Source organism: Thermoplasma volcanium GSS1 (assembly GCF_000011185.1).
Classification (GTDB): Archaea; Thermoplasmatota; Thermoplasmata; order Thermoplasmatales; family Thermoplasmataceae; genus Thermoplasma; species Thermoplasma volcanium.
In genome coordinates this window covers 188,698-207,433 of the sequence record NC_002689.2, presented here as the reverse complement: position 1 = coordinate 207,433, position 18,736 = coordinate 188,698, and the positions used below count along the sequence as shown (strand labels likewise).

General features: G+C 41.0%; 20 protein-coding genes. 8 read left to right on the top strand and 12 right to left on the bottom strand.

Going from position 1 to position 18,736, the window contains the following annotated elements:
• The first annotated feature begins 77 nt into the window (after positions 1-77).
• Positions 78-806: an alanyl-tRNA editing protein AlaXM gene (alaXM, locus tag TVG_RS01050; protein ID WP_010916457.1), complete on the top strand. Its 729-nt coding sequence runs from the start codon at positions 78-80 to the stop codon at positions 804-806.
• A 201-nt stretch (positions 807-1,007) separates the two neighbouring features.
• Positions 1,008-2,777 carry a phosphoenolpyruvate carboxykinase (GTP) gene (locus tag TVG_RS01045; RefSeq protein ID WP_010916456.1) on the top strand — a complete coding sequence of 590 codons (1,770 nt, stop codon included), beginning with the start codon at positions 1,008-1,010 and terminating at the stop codon, positions 2,775-2,777.
• On the opposite strand, the gene TVG_RS01040 is transcribed toward TVG_RS01045, so the two are convergent.
• Positions 2,766-3,767 carry an N-acetylglucosamine kinase gene (locus TVG_RS01040; protein ID WP_241760294.1) on the bottom strand — a complete coding sequence of 334 codons (1,002 nt, stop codon included), beginning with the start codon at positions 3,765-3,767 and terminating at the stop codon, positions 2,766-2,768. The two genes, TVG_RS01045 and TVG_RS01040, sit on opposite strands and share 12 nt — an antisense overlap.
• Positions 3,768-3,772: 5 nt before the next feature.
• Positions 3,773-4,504: an enoyl-CoA hydratase/isomerase family protein gene (locus tag TVG_RS01035; RefSeq protein WP_010916454.1), complete on the bottom strand. Its 732-nt coding sequence runs from the start codon at positions 4,502-4,504 to the stop codon at positions 3,773-3,775.
• 154 nt (positions 4,505-4,658) lie between these two features.
• Here TVG_RS01035 and TVG_RS01030 point away from each other — a divergent pair, with 154 nt between their 5' ends.
• The gene (locus tag TVG_RS01030) at positions 4,659-5,519 is read left to right on the top strand and encodes a ribose-phosphate diphosphokinase (protein WP_010916453.1); all 861 of its coding nucleotides are present in this window, start codon (positions 4,659-4,661) and stop codon (positions 5,517-5,519) included.
• On the top strand, positions 5,512-6,219 hold the full coding sequence (locus TVG_RS01025; protein ID WP_010916452.1) for an RNA 2'-phosphotransferase: 708 nt from the start codon (positions 5,512-5,514) through the stop codon (positions 6,217-6,219). The genes TVG_RS01030 and TVG_RS01025 overlap by 8 nt, the downstream gene beginning before the upstream one ends.
• Here TVG_RS01025 and icd read toward each other — a convergent pair.
• Positions 6,216-7,433 (bottom strand): isocitrate dehydrogenase (NADP(+)), encoded by a 1,218-nt coding sequence (gene icd / locus TVG_RS01020; RefSeq protein ID WP_010916451.1) that lies wholly within the window; start codon positions 7,431-7,433, stop codon positions 6,216-6,218. The two genes, TVG_RS01025 and icd, sit on opposite strands and share 4 nt — an antisense overlap.
• 93 nt (positions 7,434-7,526) lie before the next feature.
• Entirely contained in the window at positions 7,527-8,219 is a 693-nt protein-coding gene (locus TVG_RS01015; RefSeq protein ID WP_010916450.1) for a type I 3-dehydroquinate dehydratase, read from the bottom strand.
• A gap of 118 nt (positions 8,220-8,337) precedes the next feature.
• Here TVG_RS01015 and TVG_RS01010 point away from each other — a divergent pair, with 118 nt between their 5' ends.
• The gene (locus TVG_RS01010) at positions 8,338-8,916 is read left to right on the top strand and encodes a class I SAM-dependent methyltransferase (RefSeq protein ID WP_010916449.1); all 579 of its coding nucleotides are present in this window, start codon (positions 8,338-8,340) and stop codon (positions 8,914-8,916) included.
• On the opposite strand, the gene TVG_RS01005 is transcribed toward TVG_RS01010, so the two are convergent.
• From TVG_RS01005 to acnA, 4 genes are all read right to left on the bottom strand, one after another.
• A complete protein-coding gene (locus TVG_RS01005; RefSeq protein ID WP_010916448.1) occupies positions 8,913-9,368 on the bottom strand; it encodes a helix-turn-helix domain-containing protein in 456 nt (151 codons plus the stop codon). The genes TVG_RS01010 and TVG_RS01005 overlap by 4 nt on opposite strands.
• A gap of 120 nt (positions 9,369-9,488) precedes the next feature.
• Positions 9,489-10,040 (bottom strand): HemK2/MTQ2 family protein methyltransferase, encoded by a 552-nt coding sequence (locus TVG_RS01000; RefSeq protein ID WP_010916447.1) that lies wholly within the window; start codon positions 10,038-10,040, stop codon positions 9,489-9,491.
• Positions 10,037-11,257 carry a threonine ammonia-lyase gene (ilvA, locus tag TVG_RS00995; RefSeq protein WP_010916446.1) on the bottom strand — a complete coding sequence of 407 codons (1,221 nt, stop codon included), beginning with the start codon at positions 11,255-11,257 and terminating at the stop codon, positions 10,037-10,039. The genes TVG_RS01000 and ilvA overlap by 4 nt, the downstream gene beginning before the upstream one ends.
• Before the next feature lie 62 nt (positions 11,258-11,319).
• Positions 11,320-13,965 carry an aconitate hydratase AcnA gene (acnA, locus tag TVG_RS00990; protein ID WP_010916445.1) on the bottom strand — a complete coding sequence of 882 codons (2,646 nt, stop codon included), beginning with the start codon at positions 13,963-13,965 and terminating at the stop codon, positions 11,320-11,322.
• 171 nt (positions 13,966-14,136) lie between these two features.
• On the opposite strand from acnA, the gene TVG_RS08655 reads away from it, so the two are divergent.
• Positions 14,137-14,307 (top strand): hypothetical protein, encoded by a 171-nt coding sequence (locus TVG_RS08655; RefSeq protein WP_010916444.1) that lies wholly within the window; start codon positions 14,137-14,139, stop codon positions 14,305-14,307.
• A gap of 113 nt (positions 14,308-14,420) precedes the next feature.
• On the opposite strand, the gene pth2 is transcribed toward TVG_RS08655, so the two are convergent.
• The 3 genes from pth2 to TVG_RS00975 form a co-directional block, all read right to left on the bottom strand.
• Positions 14,421-14,774 carry a peptidyl-tRNA hydrolase Pth2 gene (gene pth2 / locus TVG_RS00985; RefSeq protein ID WP_010916443.1) on the bottom strand — a complete coding sequence of 118 codons (354 nt, stop codon included), beginning with the start codon at positions 14,772-14,774 and terminating at the stop codon, positions 14,421-14,423.
• On the bottom strand, positions 14,768-15,319 hold the full coding sequence (locus tag TVG_RS00980) for a CDP-2,3-bis-(O-geranylgeranyl)-sn-glycerol synthase (RefSeq protein WP_241760293.1): 552 nt from the start codon (positions 15,317-15,319) through the stop codon (positions 14,768-14,770). Before TVG_RS00980 ends, pth2 begins: the two co-directional genes overlap by 7 nt.
• A gap of 63 nt (positions 15,320-15,382) precedes the next feature.
• Complete coding sequence (locus TVG_RS00975) at positions 15,383-15,967, bottom strand: helix-turn-helix domain-containing protein (protein ID WP_010916441.1); 585 nt, start codon at positions 15,965-15,967, stop codon at positions 15,383-15,385.
• Positions 15,968-16,081: 114 nt separating this feature from the next.
• Between TVG_RS00975 and TVG_RS00970 the strand changes: the two genes are divergently transcribed.
• Positions 16,082-16,795 carry a hypothetical protein gene (locus tag TVG_RS00970; protein WP_010916440.1) on the top strand — a complete coding sequence of 238 codons (714 nt, stop codon included), beginning with the start codon at positions 16,082-16,084 and terminating at the stop codon, positions 16,793-16,795.
• A gap of 52 nt (positions 16,796-16,847) precedes the next feature.
• Positions 16,848-17,813 carry a phosphate signaling complex PhoU family protein gene (locus TVG_RS00965; protein ID WP_010916439.1) on the top strand — a complete coding sequence of 322 codons (966 nt, stop codon included), beginning with the start codon at positions 16,848-16,850 and terminating at the stop codon, positions 17,811-17,813.
• 52 nt (positions 17,814-17,865) lie between these two features.
• Here TVG_RS00965 and TVG_RS00960 read toward each other — a convergent pair whose 3' ends face one another.
• On the bottom strand, positions 17,866-18,657 hold the full coding sequence (locus tag TVG_RS00960; protein ID WP_010916438.1) for an MBL fold metallo-hydrolase: 792 nt from the start codon (positions 18,655-18,657) through the stop codon (positions 17,866-17,868).
• Between the last annotated feature and the right edge of the window lie 79 nt (positions 18,658-18,736).

The window sequence follows — 18,736 nt, the reverse complement described above, 5'->3', positions numbered from 1 at the left end:
AAATATTCCTGTACAACTTTGTGTATTCTAAAATCTGAAGTAGAAAGCTGTTTAAATAATGAAACAATTTCTATCATGTGACAGAGAAGCTATACTATGCAGATTCTTACATCAAAGAGTTCGACGGGAATGTTATCGAGGTTAAAGAAAACCGCTTAATACTGGATCGCACAGCGTTCTATCCTACAGGAGGAGGACAGCCCAATGATACTGGAGTAATATTCTGCTGCGGTAAAGAATACAGAGTAAATGACGTTACAAAGGACGGAGATGAAGTCATTCACGTAGTCGATGACAGTACAGGGCTGTCAGCAGGGGCCAAAGTACACGGAACCATAGATTGGGATAGAAGATACGCACATATGAGGTACCACACTGCGATACACGTTATAGACGGAGTGGTTAACGTAATGCATGGATCAGAAGCGTTGTTGACCGGCGGCCAAATTTACGAAGATCGAGCAAGAATAGATATGAACATTGAAAATTTCACGAAGGAATTTGTCGACAAGATAATAGAGGAATCAAATTCATTCATGAAGGAAGGGCACAGAGTTTATCCTGATATACTCACAAAAGAGGAGGCCATAAAAAGGCCAAATCTTGCCCGAACTGAACCTGGAAGGAAACTAATAGAAACTCTCCCAGAAGTCAGGATAATAGTAATAGAGGGCTTAGATGAACAATCAGACGGAGGCACTCATGTCTCCAATACTAAAGAAGTCGGTACGATATTTGTTAGAAAAATCGAGAATAAGGGAAAGCGGAATAAAAGAATAGAGTTCCAGTTAATCCCACCTGATTAGTATCTTGGCTTTAATTTTTCGTATTAAACTGAAATATTTAAATTTAAATATTCTTTTCTTTTAATTAAATATTAATTATTCAACAACTATTTTAATCTTAATATTAATTCCAGACAAACAAAAAACCGGTTCTGCATGATAATAACAGCTTAAAAATAGTACCCAATCCTTATAAATAGGTTCGAAACAATACGATATTATATGCTCGCTCTGGATGAAACAGAAATAAATGATGGTGCAAAGAGATGGATAGTAAGTATTGCAAAACACCTTAACCCTTCATCAATATATGTTTGCGACGGGACGAAGGAGGAGTTCGATGATCTGGCATCTGCAATGGTAAAAGATGGGGAAATGATAAAGCTGAACGAGAAAAACTTCAAAAATTCTTATTTATATAGAAGCAATGCAACAGACGTAGCTAGAACTGAAGAAAGGACCTTTATTTCGGCACGCGATAAGAGCTTCGTAGGACCTCTGAACAACTTCCTTCCCCTTGATCGAGTTAAGCAGGTATGGAATCAATTCTTTAAAGGCGCGTACACCGGCAAAACAATGTTTGTAATTCCTTACGCTCTCTCATCTCCAGAATCCAAGTTTGCAGACTTTGGCATTGAAGTCACGGACAGCAAGTACGTGGTACTGAACCTTCATTACATAACAAGGATGGGAAAGGGCGTTATAGAAAAGATTGGTGATAGGTTCATCAAGGGAGTTCATGCCACTGGAAACCTCGATCCAGGAAACAAGTTCATAATACATATGCCCTGGGAAAAACCAGAAGGAGTTGATGCAGATATACTGAGCGTGAACACAAACTACGGTGGAAACGCTCTCCTGAGCAAGAAATGCCATGCTCTCCGTATAGCTTCAGTCAGAGCAAGGGAAGAGGGATGGCTTGCAGAACATATGCTCCTTCTTGAAGTAAAAGATCCACAAGGAAAGAGCCATTTCATAACAGGAGCTTTCCCAAGCGCAAGCGGGAAAACTAATTTGGCCATGATATCTCCGCCAAAGGATTACAGAGATGCAGGATGGTCTACGAGACTGATAAGCGATGACATATCATGGATAAAGATCGTGGACGGAAAATTCATGGCTACAAACCCTGAAAACGGCTTCTTTGCAGTTGTGCCAGGCACAAATTACAATACGAACAAGAACGCCATGGCCACTTTATCCAAAAATACTATATTCACCAATGTTGGGCTTACCATGTCTGGCGATCCCTGGTGGGAGGGCCTCGACCCTGTTTATGATGAACTGTACGACTGGAAAGGCAATAAAAGGAAGATAGGCGGAGAGCCCATAGCACACCCTAATTCAAGGTATACATCACCTTTAACGAACTATCCATACCTGTCAGATTTGTACGAAGATCCGGAAGGCGTTCCTGTATCAGCAATACTCTTTGGAGGGAGAAGGGCTACCCTCATCCCGCTAGTATTCGAGGCATTCAACTGGAACCATGGTGTCTTCTTAGGGGCAACAATGGGTGTTGAAAGGACGGCTGCCTCAGAAGGCAAAGTTGGGGACCTCAGGAGGGACCCAATGGCCATGCGGCCTTTTTGCGGCTACAACATAAATGAATATTTCAGGCACTGGATAGAGATAGGCGAGCGATCCAAGAACAAACCCAAGATATTTTACGTAAACTGGTTTAGAAGGAGAGCTGATGGCACCTTTATATGGCCAGGTTTTGCTGAAAATTTCAGAGTTTTGGAATGGATCATCTATAGAACCTCGCACAACGATAACGCAGTTGAAACTCCTATAGGTTACATACCTGAAAGCTTGAATCTTGCAGGACTAAACATAAGCGAGGAAGATGTAAAGGAGCTTTTCAGGATAGATAAAGAGGGGTGGAAGGAGGAGATGAACGAAATCCAAAAGTACTTCAGTGAACTTGGAAATGTGCCTGAAGAAATACTTAAGGAATTCGAATTAGAGAAAAAGAGGTTAGGGTATTGAATCAGGTATTTTATCCATAAAGAGGAACTCTTTCATTTTATCTCTCTTTTCCGATATTTTATCATTCAACATGCGTATCAACTTATCCCTTTCATTGAAATCGACAGTACGCTTCTTTTCTAACCCTATTATAATATCACCTATGACAACCTGGTATCCGAAGTGGATATTCACCGGTACCATTGTTTTTTTCTTGATCATGTCCCAATAGAATCGCCCCGCAAGCATTGTACCACCAAGTACCGAAAATATTGCTTTGCCGCTGAAAATACCCGATTTTGCATTTATAAGATCAGCTATATAATTTGAAGCTTCTTCGAATATGGATATGGCATATTTATTGCCTTCCACTGCAAGTTCAGATATTATAGGCGAGAAGGCTGCTACAGTTCTTTTTGGTATTGTTCCTTTCATTATTTTGTATACTACTTCATAAAGGTCCAAATTAAAGTAAGTTTCGGCTTTGTCCGCAATGCCAGCTTCTATTATGCCATCTTTTTCTCTCTCAGCATATATCAAGGCTTCTTTTGCCATCCAGCTTGCAGAAGCTTCATCGCCAATAAACCATCCCCAGCCACCGAACCTTGATAATTTTCCATCGATCATTGTAAAGCCAACGCTTCCTGTACCAGGTGCGAAGACAAGCCCATTTTCATTTAGGTTAGCAAACTTGTAAGCAGCGTATCCATCATTCACGACAATTGCTTCCCCTGCGATGGATCGAACTATCTCCTCTCCCTCAGCCGTGGCCTCCTTGCTATCGCCTATGCCGGCAAGGCCGAATACCTTAAAGCCGATATCCTCTATGTTTACATCTGCATCATCTACTGCTTCATAAACACTATTCTTTATGTTCTTCATAGCCTCTTCTCTGGGTGAATTTGTGTAATTTGCCGGCCCGGATATGCCAACACCCGCTATCCTTCCTGATTCATCATCATATACTACAGCCACAGTCTTTGTCGAACCTCCGTCAACGCCTAGAATCATAGCTTTCACTTCCTCCATTTGGATAGAGCATCTAATACCTCAGGATCTGTGAATAATAGTGAGAAATATAATGCCTCCTGATCCATAGCTGATTCTAAACCCATATCGTACGAACTGTTTATCGCCCTCTTTATGAACTGCAGCGTCTTTTTTGGTTTCTTGCATATATCATCGATGATCTTCCATGCCTTCGCCTCGTCATCTACCACTTCGTCGACAAGCCCAAGTGCCATCGCTTCTTGAGCGTTGAGCTTCTTACCTGACATAGCGAGGTATGCGGCACTTCCCCTACCAACAAGCTTTGGAAGAATTACGTTTCCGCCTGCACCAGCGTTGATGCCAATGGATGATTCAGGCTGACCTATAACGGCATCTGACATCGCTATCCTAATGTCTGCTGATTCAGCAAGTTCTAACCCGCCTCCCATTGAATACCCTTTTAGCAATGCTATGACCGGTTTATCTGATTTACGAATCCTTTGTGCAATAGAGTTCATCTTTAATCTGAAGGAGTAAGCTGAGGCTGGGTCGAATGATGCTAGCATGTTTATATCTGCACCTGCTGAAAAATTCTTTCCGTAGCCTGTTATAACAATTACCCTCGTATCTTCTTTTTCAGCTTTGCTGAATTGATCAGCAAGATCAGCGAGCATTTCAAGGTTTATAGCGTTCAGTTTTTCAGGCCTGCTCAATACTATCAGTGAGGCATCTCCTCTCCTCTCTATTTCAACAAGCATAATGATAAAACGTTAATATATATAAACAGATTTTCTGATGCAACGCTGGCCCCTTAAGCGAAAAATTACAATTATACTCTTGCTTAGGGCGTTCTGCTTGAATATGTTACTCATTCGGACAACTTTTTAATATCCTTGATCATACCTGACCATTATGAAGATCATAGCTCTACGATCATCTTTAAAGCTGGCTGCACGGATAGCAGAAGAACTAAAAACCGAACCAGTAATGCCTGATGAAAGGCGATTTCCAGATGGAGAATTGTACTTAAGGTACGATGAGGATCTTACAGGCCACAACATTTTTATCATTGGGAATACGCACTCAGATGCCGAGGTAATGGAGATGATCCTAACCTTGAGCGCTATACAGGACTACCGAACGAAGAGCGTAAACATAATAGCCCCTTACTATGGGTATGCCAGGCAGCATCAACGCTACAAAAACGGAGAACCAATATCTTCACAGATACTCACCGAGATATACTCATCCTATTCAAATTCGATAGCAACTGTGGATATACACGATGAGAAGACACTTTCGTATTCTAAAGTTAAGTTTTCAGACCTGCATGCCAATGATGCAATAGTCAGGTACTACAAAAATGTGGATGTAGATTACGTCGTTTCGCCAGACGATGGGGGTCTTGCCAGGGTTGCAGACATTTCAGCTAAGCTGGGAAAGAAACATTTCTTCATTGAGAAAAAGAGGATAGATGATAGGACAGTGGAGATGAAGGTACCGAATGTAGACGTTAATGGAAAGAAGTTGCTAATAGTGGACGATATAATATCTACAGGTGGTACTATAGCGAAGTCGTCCGGCCTTCTCAGGGAGAAGGGAGCATCAAAGATATATGTGTCGGCTGTTCACGGCCTTTTCGTCAACGGAAGCGAGAATAAAATACTCCAAAATGCAGACGAAATCCATGTCACGGATACGGTTGAAAGCAAATTCTCAGACATATCTGTTTATCAAGAAGTTTGCAATTACATAAGGGATATTGATGCCTGAGCTGAGATATTGCCACGGCCCATACAGGGGAAAAGAATGCCCTGTGTGCGGAAAGCCTGGCAAAATAATGATGAATGAAGCAGAGATAAACGAAGTAAGCAGGACGCTCGCCGCCGTACTGAGGCATGATCCTGGCAGATATGGGATAAGGCTTGACAGCCACGGTTATGCAAGGATCAGCAGCCTCGTATCTATGTTTAGGAAGAGGAAAGGGATGAGGTGGATGACAGATGATCACCTCGTCTACCTTGCGGAAACGGATCCGAGGAAAAGATATCAAATATCTGGTGTTCTTATAAGGGCGGTTTACGGGCACACAATCGATGTGGATTTAACTGATCTGCCTACTGATGGAATACCTGATACGCTATATTACCAATCTTCTACTGCAGAAGCTCCGCTCGTAAAGGAAGCTGGCATATACCCATCGGATAAGAGTTGGATTCACCTGTCAGGAACGTACAGAAAATCTTTTGTCTCTGGCCTTTACCATATAGACGATCCTCTTGTTCTCGCCGTAAATGCCAGATCGATGATTGAAAACGGCATTGACATATTCAGGTCGAACGATGATATTTATCTGACTAAGCAGGTCCCGCCAGAGTACATAACCATAGCCGAAAAGGAAGAAGTCGTCCTTACAGATGAAGAAAAGGATGATATAAAAAGGGTTAGAGAAAAAAATTCTGGAAGGGATTAGCTTTTTATAGGCTTCATCCTGTTGATTATTTCTTCGCCAAACTCAGAGCATTTTAGGGCCTTTAGATTAAGGAGCCTGGCTATATCCTGTGTCAATTTTTGGTCGCGGTACGTCTGCATTATAGCATCATCGAGTATCTTGGATGCTTCCTTCCAGCCTATGTGATCGAGCATCATCTCCGCTGACAGTATCAAGGAAGTTGGATTTGCAACGTCTAGGCCGGCATACTTTGGAGCTGTACCGTGAACCGCTTCGAATACAGCATAGTGGTCGCCTATGTTTGCTCCTGGGGCAAGGCCTATTCCACCAACTTGGGCAGCGAGGGCATCGGAAAGGTAGTCTCCGTTCAAGTTCGGAGTAGCAATAACGTCGTATTCCTGGGTTCTTGTAAGGACCTGCTGGAACATATTGTCCGTGATTCTGTCCTTTATCACTATCTTGTTTGCGTATTTCTCAGGGTCTTTCAGGTATTCGGCTTCCGTTACGGTATAATCCCCAAACTCAGTTCTGGCTACCTCATAGCCCCAGTCCCTGAATGCACCCTCTGTGTACTTCATTATATTTCCTTTGTGGACTAGCGTAACACTCTTCCTGCCGTTAGCTATTGCATACTGTATCGCCTTCCGCACCAACCTTGTCGACTTGAACTTGCTTATAGGCTTTATGCCTATGCCCGTATCTGGCGTAAGATTTATGTTGAATGTAGATGATAGAAAAGCCCTAACCTTTTCCGCGTCCTCAGAATCATACCTCCACTCAATGCCAGCGTAAAGATCCTCAGTATTTTCTCTGAAGACAACCATGTTCATGTATTCCGGATGGAGAACAGGAGATGGGACTCCAGGGAAGTAACGGACGGGCCTTATGTTAGCATACAGATCAAGGTACTGCCTGAGCGTGACGTTGAGGCTCCTAAACCCTTCGCCAATAGGAGTAGTGAGCGGGCCCTTTATTGAAACAACGCACTTCTTAAGCTCTTCGAGCGAAGAATCTGGAAGCCTATTTCCAGTCTTATCATATGCTTCATCGCCCGCAAGGACTTTGTGCCATTCTATTGATCTCTTTCCACCATAGGCGACCTCAAGGGCAGCATTTATTACATTTATCGTGGTCTTCGTGATATCGGGGCCTATACCATCCCCCTCAATGTAGCCTATCGTAACTTTGTCAGGAACGAGAAGTGTTCCATCCTCTCTCACCTGTATGTATGCCATAGTTCGTATATCGTTGCAATCTAATTTATACTTATCATTGGACGAAGGATATCGTCATGCATCTAAGTGTAAGAGAGCAAAAGAACTAATCGTTTATCCAATATAATTAAAAAGACTAAACGCTTTATTGTAGTAATCTGGATCTGGCTGGCCCATGGCGGTTTCCTTGTCGTATTTAGCATAGACCATGTCAGATACATAGTACGCAGATATGACCCGAAGGAAACTCTTTCCCATTGGTATAAACAGTACAGGTTTGCCTGATATCTCCTTTCTTTGTGCAATTTCTATTAGATCTTTGAAAAAGTTCTTTTCGTCTTTGTAGTTGCAGGCTACCTTTACTATATCAGCATTTGCTTTAAGCATTTCATCCAGCTTTTCTATCATGTCCTTGCTGCTGTCCGTATGATATGAGACCATTATTCTCGTGTCTGGGGATCTCCTATTGACTTTATTCAAAAGGGATAAGTCCATATCGACTGCAGGAACCATCTTCGTTATAGCTGTTTCATATATCTTCTCTGGATCATGCCCTCTGTATGTAAATATGTAGTCGATATCCATTTCATCAAGGGCCCTTATAATTTCAAGCTCTTCGTCTATGTTTACCTTGTCGAAAAGATCAAATCTTATCTCGTAAAGATTTTTATCAGACAGCTTCTTTGTCTCGAATTTTTCAGTTAATGACTTAGCATCATGATCGAATATGGAAATGATAACTATAGGTATACTGCCGCCTATTGTGAACCTGCCTATGTTCACCCTAGAAGACTTTATTATTGGCATGACTTATGCACTAAGCTCATATGACTACCTCCTCAATTAATTTTACTTAAGCACTTTGACGTGAATTCAGGGATGCGTGGATACATTATATTAATTATATGCATTGAGATGGTACGATATGGGAAAAGATGTAGTTTCGTTTTTTGACGAGAATGCAGCAAGGTACGATAGATGGTACGACGAACATCCAAGAGAGTACCAAGAGCAGATAAAATTGATAAAGGATGCAATAAGAAAAGGGAACGACGTTGAGATTGGCGTTGGCACTGGAAGGTTCGCACAGAAGCTTGGCATAAAGGTTGGCGTAGATCCGTCAGAAGGCATGTTGAGAATCGCTGCTGCTAGAGGCATATTTCCCATACTTGCATATGCAGATCGCCTACCGTTTATCAGCAAATATTTTGATTTTTCTTTGTTTGTTGTAACTCTTTGTTTTCTTGAAGATCCTGTTTCAGCTTTGAAGGAGGCAAAGCGTGTATCCAAGGACGTTTTTTCTGCAATAATAGAAAAAGGGTCTTCGTACGCAGATTTTCTGGAGAAGAAAAAGGAAGGGTTCTACGCCTATGCCCACTTTTATAGCGAAAGGGAGTTGCTCGACTTCTACAGTGAAGCTGGCCTTGAAGCTGTCGACAGTATATATTCCGACCTGGAAACAGAAGGTATGAGGTATAGGTTTAGGGTTATCGTAGGTCACTAGGGCCTAAGGTTGCTATTTGAATTTGACCTTATGAGATCGACAATGTGTTCAACGTTGCTCCTATAGTTGTCCATTGCCATCTTAACGTTTATTTCGACCCATGACCAGGCTTTCAAAATGTCTCCTGATCTTATCCTGTACTTCTTGATTTTACCATCCTTTACTTCTTCTAGCAAATCCATGTATTTCAATTTATTAAGGTGCCTGTACAGTGTAGATCTGCTTGTCCCAAGGTAGCTCATCAATTCCTCAGGTGTCCAAAATCTTTCACCGTTCATCAGAAAACACTCCTTGAAGAGCCTAAAATATACAGAATTTTTAATTGAATTCATATCGGTTGATGGATTGATCTTTGGTATATACCCAATATCTGAAAGAAAGTAAGCTAGGCTCCTATCAAGATCAGAAACATCCACCCTTGCCGGCACCGATGTTATGGCAATTTTAAACATTGAATGATCATATTGTAGGAATTTAATAACGTTTTCCCAAAAACAATTAATTGAGAACGGATCACAATGGATCATAAATCACATCGATGAATATATGTAAAGTTTTATCAAATAAAAAAATTAAACCTTCATATTTAGTTTGTAAAGCAGTATATCTTCAAAATCAAAGCAATATTTTTTAATTACTTCATAGAGAAACCCTTCATCCATGAAGAGGGATTCATTGTCTGTGAGGTCTGTGAGCACAATAAATATATTCGAAGATCTATTGATATGGTTTTTTGATTCTCTTAGAAATCTAGATATTAACTCCATGCTTTTCCCACCAGACCAAGCCATGTCTTCATCTGAGACCGGCAGGTATGGGGCATTGAACAGAACTGTATCATAGACCCCTCTGGCTGCCTCGAATAGATCAGATGCATATACATTAAGGCTGACACCGTTTATTTCAGCATTTCTTTTCGTACAATCGACCGCGCTTTGATTCAAATCTACGCACTCTATGTTGCATCCTCTTTTTTTGAAATAGATCGAAACTAAACCCGTCCCGCATCCAATCTCAATAGCACGGCCTTTGCACTCAGCGTACTGCATAAGAAGGAAGGTATCGTCTGATGGTTCATATACCGATTCGCATTCCTCTATCCTGATCCCAAAATATTCCTTCATGTTATCCTAAATAAATAGCCCATCTCCCTCAAGCTTCCTATTATACGATCCAAGTGATCTTGGCCTCTGACATTTACCGTAAATGTAACTGACTGGAATCCTGGCGGCGTCTCCTTCCTAAGGTTATCTACTTCGGCATGGTATATATTACCGCCGTTTTCTGCTATAGCCATAGCTATCCTGTAAAGGTTCCCAGGCCGATCTGGTATAGTACACTCTATGCGTACAAGTTGGCCAAGGTTTTCCAATTCTTTATATATTATCTTTGACATGAGCAGCGGGTTTATGTTTCCTCCGGAAACAACTATAGCGACCTTCTTTCCCTTAACATCTACCTTGCCCTCCATTATGGCGGCGAGACCTACTGCCCCTGAAGGCTCGGCTACGATCTTGTTTCTCTCGAAGAGTTTGTAGATAGCCTTAGAAACATATTCTTCAGTTACTGTTACTATGTCATCAACGTACTTTCTTGCTATGTCAAATGTGAGGACTCCTGGATACTTGACGGAGATGCCGTCGCATATGCTGACTCCGCTAGTATGTGCCACTATCTTTCCTTCCCGGAGTGATGCTTTCATAGAATCGGACAGCTCTGATTCTATTCCTATTACTTTGACCTTGTTGCTTGCATGCTTTGCTGCCAGTGCTATTCCGGAGATGAGGCCGCCGCCACCTACCGGAACGAGTATTATATCAACATCTGGCAAATCCTCCATTATCTCCAGGCCTATTGTGCCTTGCCCTGAAATAACCCAACGGTCGTTGAATGCCTCTATGAAGATCCTACCCTCCTGTTTTGCAATCTCGTCCGCGTACCTATGCGCTTCATCATAATCGGATCCTTTTAAAATGACGTGGGCCCCGTAGCTTATAACTGCGTTTACTTTTTGCGGTATCGTGTATTCTGGCATAACTATCTTGGCATCTATGCCGTTTATCATAGCTGCGTAGGCTACCCCTTGTGCATGGTTTCCTGCACTGGCAGTTATTACACCATGCCTTTTTTCATCTTCAGATAGCTTTGAAAACCTAAATATAGCACCCCTCGACTTAAAAGAACCTGTCTTCTGAAAATTTTCAAGTTTGAAATAAATATCTGCTCCATATTCTTTTCCGATAGTAGTCGATCTTATGAGAGGAGTCCTGTTGACTTTGCCTTCGAGGTATCTCTGTGCCTCTATTATCTCATCAAATGAAGGTATTTCGAGGTTTTCCATATAGGGCTATCCCTAACATAGATAATAATCTGATTGGCTATTAAAAAAATGGTAAATGTAATTTAATTCGAAGAAAGTATCTTTCTGAGAGAATACTGCAGTATGCCGCCGTTTCTTATATAATCGGCCTCAGCAGGGGTATCTACCCTTAACGTTACAGGTACAGTATGGCTCTCTCCATTCTTGTCAGTATAAGTCATTCTTGCTTTTGATCCTGGGTCGATGCCGTCTATATCGATATCTATTTTTTTCGTAAAGTCGATGTCCTGCGGATTGAGGCTTTCGTATTCTATAGGAATAACACCCATTCCCACCAAGTTGCTCCTGTGTATCCTTTCATAGCTTTTCGCCAGTACTGCCCTGACGCCAAGCAGGTATGTTCCTTTGGCAGCCCAATCCCTGGAGCTTCCTGTACCATACTCCCTTCCGGCCACTACAACAAGAGGTATCCCCATAGACCTGTATTTCATTGCAGCATCGTAAACTGACATTTCTTTATTGTCTGGAATAAATATCGTGTAGCCACCCTCCTTGTTCACCATAAGGTTTCTTATTCTAACGTTTGCGAATGTGCCTCTCATCATGACTTCGTGGTTTCCTCTCCTCGAACCGTAAGAATTGAAATCCTCTGGTTTAACGCCATGTTCGATCAAATATTTTCCTGCAGGGCTATCCTTTGGTATGGATCCAGCAGGCGATATATGATCTGTCGTAACAGAATCACCGAGTATCAACAGGGGATAAGCCCCTTTGACAGAGAAAGTGCTTATGAGCTCGTTGAGTTTAAAGTTCTCAAAAAATGGCGGATTCCTTATGTAAGTACTTGATTCGTCCCAGTTGTATACAGGCGATTCAGGTACATCTATGCTTTCCCATCTCTTATTCGTTATGTTTCCATAGCGCTTCTCGTACATCTCCTTCTTTACGTATTTATTGACTGCATCCTTAATTTCATTGTTTGAAGGCCAGATATCTTTAAGGTATATCTTTTTCCCATTAACTTCTCCTAACGGGTCTTTATCCAAGTTTATAGTTATGTTTCCTGCTATTGCGTAGGCAACTACTAGCGGAGGAGACATAAGATAGTTTGCCTTTACGTCCTTGTGTATCCTTGCCTCGAAATTCCTGTTGCCTGATAATACTGATACGACGTTAAGATTGTTTTTTATTATAGCCTCATCGACATCCTTGTCAAGCGGCCCGCTGTTTCCTATGCATGTTGTACATCCATATCCTACTAGGTAAAACCCTAGCTTGTCTAGGTAATCGATTAAACCAGATTCAGTGAGATAGTCTGTAACAACTCTCGACCCTGGCGCAAGGCTTGTTTTTACCTTTGGATTTACCTTTAGTCCAAGCTCTACGGCCTTCTTCGCAACTAAACCTGCAGCCAGCATTACATAGGGGTTGCTGGTGTTAGTACAGCTTGTTATAGCTGCTATGACGATATCGCCATCAGAAAGTTCTACATCCTGCCCTTTCAACTTGAGCGGGACTTTCCTAAGAGAAACTAGGTGACTGTCGCTGTTCGATTCTACAGAGGAGAGGAAGCTCGATGGCACCTGGTCTAAATCTAGCCTCTGCTGCGGCAGCTTTGGCCCAGCTACGCTTGGCTTGACAGTTGACAGATCAAGATCTATGACTTTTGTGTATTCTACACCCTCACTTTCTCCGAACATCCCCTGCAGTTCTAGGTATTTTTTTATAAGCTTTATTTTGTGATCGGATCTTCCTGTTGTCCTCAGGTAATCGAGGGTCTGGTCATCTATAGGGAACAGTGCTAGAGTTGCCCCGTATTCCGGACACATATTAGAAACTGTTGCCCTCTCCGGAACTGAAAGATACTTTACTGAAGGCCCAAAAAACTCAACGAACTTATCCACAACGTTAACTTTCCTGAGAAGTTCGGTTATTGTCAATACCAGATCCGTTGCGGTTACACCTGGGTTTAATTCCCCATGCAACCTTACTCCTATAACTTCAGGAAGCGATATAGTTATCGGCTGGCCTAGCAGCGCTGCCTCAGCTTCTATTCCACCAACACCCCAGCCAAGCACGCCAATACCATTTATCATAGTGGTATGAGAATCCGTTCCTACAAGCGTATCGAAGTATGCATACCTCTTTCCTTTTTCTTCATAGTCGAATATGACTTCTGCTAGATACTCAAGATTGACCTGGTGTATTATTCCCGTTCCGGGCGGTATGACTCTGAAGTTCTTGAATGACTTTTGGGCCCATTTTAGGAACTTGTACCTTTCAAGGTTCCTGTTGAATTCGAGTTCCTCATTTTTTTCGATAGCAAACGATTCGCCGTAGTAGTCTACCTGCACGGAATGGTCGATGACAAGATCAACACGAACCTGCGGGTTTATAAGTTCAGGGTCTTTGCCAAGTTTCTTTACCGTATCCCTCATAGATGCAAGGTCTACTACAGCAGGGACACCGGTGAAATCCTGCATCACTACACGTGAAACCTTGAACCTAATTTCTTTGTCAGGTACGTTCGAAGGATTCCAGTTAACTATTGCATCTATATCATCTTGGGTTATAGAACGCCCGTCCAGGTTCCTAACCATCGATTCAAGTAATATCCTTAGGGATCTAGGTAGCTTTTCCAACCGTTTTCCATCTAAAATTTTGTTGAGCGGATAGTAGTAGTACTTTCTTCCATCGACTTCAAAAGTTTCTTCCTTTATCTCAACCATAGTATGATATAGCAAGAAGGATTATATGTTTTCTTGATTATGATTAAGTACAAATCATAGCGCCTATTTTTAAATAAAGACGTAAATGCTGTGTATTTTAAAGGTTCAGGCACATATTAATGCATTTACAAAGCTATTTATCTATTTAACAAATACCTAGATGGTGTGGCTATGGCTGATTTACAAGCAATTATGAAAGCTCAGGCTGAATTATCTTACATTAATGAGAGATTAAGGCAAATACATGATAATCGATCAACCCAGGGCTTTGACAAACACGAATATGATGTTTTAACGGAAAGGAAAAAACAGTTACTTGCAATATTGAACAGAAGAGAGTAAAGCAGTCTTAAATTTCTGTTTAAATATTTATATTAAATTTATCCAGCAGATACTTTTGGCTTGTTAATTTTACTTAAGGTTGAGTTCCAGAACAATACTTTCACCCGCATCTTTCACAAAAGCTTGTATTTTCCAGTTATATCGTCCAGATAAACTTCGTAGTCTGGGCCAAGCCCTATGCAGGTGACTGTCCCAGGTTCAACTTGGGTATATCCACGATCCTGTATCACTTCATTTATTATACCCATTGAATCTGCTTTTTTCTTAATTATATAGATTTCATCTACATTCGGAACTTTAACTACTATCTTCTTTTGCCCTTCATCCATCCATTCATCAAAGATCTTCTTCTTTTCCTTCATAGCCTTTATGGCACAGCTAACTGCAGCATGGGCTACTTGCGCTGCTATTTTTCCCTTGCCCATATCAAGGTCCTTTCTCACTGCAACAACTAGCTTCACTACCATGGCACATCCTTCTTGTGTAATTTATACCCAATTATGTTAACAGCTCTGTGAAGCGGTGGTACTATGGCAAGTATCACGATAATGCCGGCAAAGAAGTAGTAATGCAAGAAAAATGGCCTCTCCATCAAAAATAGAAACAAGAATGCCACAAGGGCAAATGGCCACTGATCAAGCAATCCGCCTTTTCCGCCGCTCTTTATCCCTATTCGTCTCTTTACGAAAGAGCCCAATATATCACCAGTTAGAGATCCAAAGGCCATTACAGCTGGTATTTCAATAGATAAGGCAATAGAGCCATAGTTACCAAGTATAAAGTGCGTAGCATATGATATCCAATATATTATGACACCTGATACGATACCTATAAAGGAGCCTCCTAAATAACCGCTAAGAGTTTTTCCATCTCCCAGAATACGCCTGCCGTCAATAAAATTCTTCCCCCTATCTAGTACAAAGTATCCACCAGTTAGTACCGCACCTGAATTAGCTATCAGTGCAGGGACGAAAAGTATAATAGCCTGCGCCATAAGCAATGGGTAATTCAATGCACTGTTATAAGTCATCTGGATATAACTGTTTGCAGAGCTATTTTGCAGAAAAAGTAGTTTTCAGGATAGGCCAGCAACTGTTTTCAATATGTCGGCCTTTGTTATTATACCCGTCAAGTTTCCTGAGTCCAAAACTAGTACTGCGTTCGAATATTTTAAGAGTTGGTATATGACGTTTATCGGTGTATTTTTATCAACCTGTGGCAACACATCCCCCATAACTCTGCGCACCGTTAGACCTCTGAGCGAATCTACACTCATTCCCTTAAGCAGCATGTCATTTATGTTGCTTTCAGTAACAGTGCCTATCACCTTATTTTCTTCATTTACAACAGGCAGTTGCGAGTATCCGCGATCCCTCATAAGGTTAAGTGCCTTAAGAATAGAGTCGTCTGCCCGGCATACTACGACATTTCTTGTCATTATCTTATCACAGGTAAGCGCAATGGTATTTGCTTTTTCACTGGATTTTGTTAGGTATTCGTATATGGCCTTTATCTTTGAATAAGTAGGGTTAATCGTGCCTTTTTCGAGTCTTGCTATATAGGACTGGCTGACACCCGTTACCCTTGCCAAGTCCTTCTGGCTGATTCCGAGGTTCTTTCTCATTTTTCTTAGTTCGTCAATGTTGGGCATCATTTCCATACGCATATATCTCTATTTACTATAATAAAATTACTTACAGTAATTAGAATAATTTTGCATTAACCACGTTAATATTAAGCAACTATAAATAGAGAATTGCGGTTTAGTTTCGTCATGCCATTTAAAGAACAGGTTAGGAAACATAATTTTGCCTCTACTCTGCTTGGCGGAGCTATTTTATCTATATTAATAGGATATCTGGTATCATACGTTCCTTCTCTATTTCTTATTGTGTTCCTTGTTCCAATAGTTATCCTAGTATTAATGCATTACTTTGGTCTTTACGGCCTCCGTAAAAGGCTTCTTTACGGTACGGTCATTGTAATTTTAGCTGCACTTCTTATATCGTCAGCCGAATCCCAAGTTTATTACTCTAGTGAACATCCCATCACGGCAACTTATGATAATGGAATATCAGCAACTGCGACTGTTTCTCCCTTTTCTGGAATTATGCCATCGTATAATTTCAGCATAACAATAGTAAATTACGAACATTTGTCTTCGCAAAACTTCAGCCTAACAATAGCTTCACCGACATTCACGCTAAATGAGACCTCCCTTAATAGTATAGCTAAAGGTAGCGATATAACTCTATATTACGATGTGCCAGCTGGCCATTTGCCGCTAGGCATATATAACTATTCATTCCATTTTGCAAACTATACTTTGACAGGGCCCGGACCGATAAATACCAACCTTGGGACATGGATAGCAGACAGTGTAATATCTGTGTCTTTTTTGTATTTCATATACTATGAAATAATATTGCTTGCTGGTATCTTTCTCATGAGATCAATAGATCACTCGAGGTCATACAACAAAAAATGAATTCCTATATATCTGATAGAAAATTATTTATTTTTATATATGATATATAAGCATGGGAAAAACCACTAGAAAAGTACAGATAACAGGCGGCTCTACGTTTATAGTTTCCCTTCCGCCCGAATGGGTTAAACGGAACGGTATAACTAAGGGTTCCGAGATATCAATAAGTGATGATGGAAATGACCTAGTGATATCTTCATCCAACCCTGATTTGCCGGAGGTATCAAAGAAAATAATAATACCTCCTAATTACACGGGCAAACCCTTGCAAAGGCTGCTTACTTCATCGTATATATCTGGTTTCGATACTCTTTCCATTGTATCGAAAGAAAAGATGGGGAGCGAGCTAAGAGACGATATAAAGCGTTTCTCAAAAGTCGTTATGGGCATTGAGATAATAGAGGAGACTTCGAAAAGCGTTGTACTTCAGAACGTATTAAATGTTAAGACATTCCCGCTCTCAAAGGCCATAAGGAGGATGTCGCTGAACGTTGGGACAATGATAGAGGACACAATAAAAGCTATTGAGGACTATGACGAGGAGCTCTTCCAAAATGTAATAGAGAGAGACGACGAGGTCGACAGGTACCAGTGGTACATATATAGAGAAGTAAAAAACCACTGCCAATATGAAGATTCAAACGTTTTCATGCTTGTGCTTTCACGCATACTAGAGAGAATGGCTGATCATACAGTAAACATATGCATTGCCATGAAAGACCGAAAAGCCGTAAATGGAAGAATGGAGATGATCGACAATCTGAAGTTTTCACTTGATGTGTACAATCATGCTGTCGAATCATTCTACTCAAAGAATTTCAAAGTCTTAGACGGCATTATAAATCAGAAGAGCGAGATAAATGAGAGGAAGTTCAAGCTTTTAAAGATTTTAAGCTATGATGTTGTTCTTAGTTCGATCGCTGAGGAGATTTCAAGAATAGGGCTCTATGGAACCGATATAGCGGAACTTGCTATGGATCTTATACTCTCAGACAAGCTAGAGTTCTCAGTTCAATAGATAAAAAGTAAGGCGAACATGCCTTTTAACTTCTTTTTACAAATTTGTTAGATCAAATATCGACCTTAACGTATTTTGGATCGCTATAATCACCGCTGAGAATTGCTGCAGGTGTTTCGACATCATGGTTGAATATGCATATGTAGTTTTCACGTATGGCCATTTTAACAAGATTTTTCTTAAACTCTATTGTTTTCAGGGGATCAAGGTCAATAGCCGTCCTGTAAGGCAACTTGAGATGGAAGGTTGAAGGTACTATATCACCGAAATACATGATCTTTCTGCCTCCGGCGTTGATAAGTATTACCTGGTGCCCCGGCGTATGGCCATCCGTTTTTATCACCCTTATGAAACCGTTGATCCTCTTAGACCCTCCAATTTCTACCTTGTTCTTTATTTGAGATGCTGATAACCGATAATTTGCTTTAGTTATATAGTTTCTATACCTTGCTGCCTTAAATTCATCAGCCTGTGCATATGCATAAGCGTTCTTGAAATCAGCGTTATGGCCAACGTGATCAAAGTGAAGGTGCGAATTAATTATCATCCTCACGGAATTTGGATCTCCATGCAGTCTTATATATTCATATATATCAGACTGTTTTTCAACCCTGTATATTTTCCTAAATTTATCATCGAATTTATTTCCTATACCACTGTCAACGAGTATGGACGTTCCGTCGCTTTCAGTGATATAGAGTACATTTGTGGCCAATCTAACAGTATTGTCTATTTCCTGAAATTTTCGAGACCAAATGGCCTTTGGGACCACACCGAAATAAGCACCTGCATCCAATGAAAAATAGCCATCGTTCAAGAGTTTAACCACTACGTCATCGCTCATGTTTAATGTAATGCTGTAATTGACAATAACTATTTCTGTACTGCAAGTTGCATTACATTTTAAATAACCATAACATACT

What these genes read in the sequence shown, in the direction of transcription:
- TVG_RS01005 (WP_010916448.1), bottom strand. Translation starts at nt 9,368, where the DNA reads ATGTTTAAAATTGCCATAACATCGGTGCCGGCAAGGGTGGATGTTTCT.
- TVG_RS01000 (WP_010916447.1), bottom strand. Translation starts at nt 10,040, where the DNA reads ATGAAGGAATATTTTGGGATCAGGATAGAGGAATGCGAATCGGTATAT.
- ilvA (WP_010916446.1), bottom strand. Translation starts at nt 11,257, where the DNA reads ATGGAAAACCTCGAAATACCTTCATTTGATGAGATAATAGAGGCACAG.
- TVG_RS00970 (WP_010916440.1), top strand. Translation starts at nt 16,082, where the DNA reads ATGCCATTTAAAGAACAGGTTAGGAAACATAATTTTGCCTCTACTCTG.
- TVG_RS01010 (WP_010916449.1), top strand. Translation starts at nt 8,338, where the DNA reads ATGGGAAAAGATGTAGTTTCGTTTTTTGACGAGAATGCAGCAAGGTAC.
- TVG_RS00960 (WP_010916438.1), bottom strand. Translation starts at nt 18,657, where the DNA reads ATGAGCGATGACGTAGTGGTTAAACTCTTGAACGATGGCTATTTTTCA.
- TVG_RS01045 (WP_010916456.1), top strand. Translation starts at nt 1,008, where the DNA reads ATGCTCGCTCTGGATGAAACAGAAATAAATGATGGTGCAAAGAGATGG.
- TVG_RS01030 (WP_010916453.1), top strand. Translation starts at nt 4,659, where the DNA reads ATGAAGATCATAGCTCTACGATCATCTTTAAAGCTGGCTGCACGGATA.
- TVG_RS00965 (WP_010916439.1), top strand. Translation starts at nt 16,848, where the DNA reads ATGGGAAAAACCACTAGAAAAGTACAGATAACAGGCGGCTCTACGTTT.
- TVG_RS01025 (WP_010916452.1), top strand. Translation starts at nt 5,512, where the DNA reads ATGCCTGAGCTGAGATATTGCCACGGCCCATACAGGGGAAAAGAATGC.
- pth2 (WP_010916443.1), bottom strand. Translation starts at nt 14,774, where the DNA reads ATGGTAGTGAAGCTAGTTGTTGCAGTGAGAAAGGACCTTGATATGGGC.
- icd (WP_010916451.1), bottom strand. Translation starts at nt 7,433, where the DNA reads ATGGCATACATACAGGTGAGAGAGGATGGAACACTTCTCGTTCCTGAC.
- acnA (WP_010916445.1), bottom strand. Translation starts at nt 13,965, where the DNA reads ATGGTTGAGATAAAGGAAGAAACTTTTGAAGTCGATGGAAGAAAGTAC.
- TVG_RS00975 (WP_010916441.1), bottom strand. Translation starts at nt 15,967, where the DNA reads ATGGAAATGATGCCCAACATTGACGAACTAAGAAAAATGAGAAAGAAC.
- TVG_RS01040 (WP_241760294.1), bottom strand. Translation starts at nt 3,767, where the DNA reads ATGATTCTAGGCGTTGACGGAGGTTCGACAAAGACTGTGGCTGTAGTA.
- TVG_RS08655 (WP_010916444.1), top strand. Translation starts at nt 14,137, where the DNA reads ATGGCTGATTTACAAGCAATTATGAAAGCTCAGGCTGAATTATCTTAC.
- TVG_RS01035 (WP_010916454.1), bottom strand. Translation starts at nt 4,504, where the DNA reads ATGCTTGTTGAAATAGAGAGGAGAGGAGATGCCTCACTGATAGTATTG.
- TVG_RS01015 (WP_010916450.1), bottom strand. Translation starts at nt 8,219, where the DNA reads ATGCCAATAATAAAGTCTTCTAGGGTGAACATAGGCAGGTTCACAATA.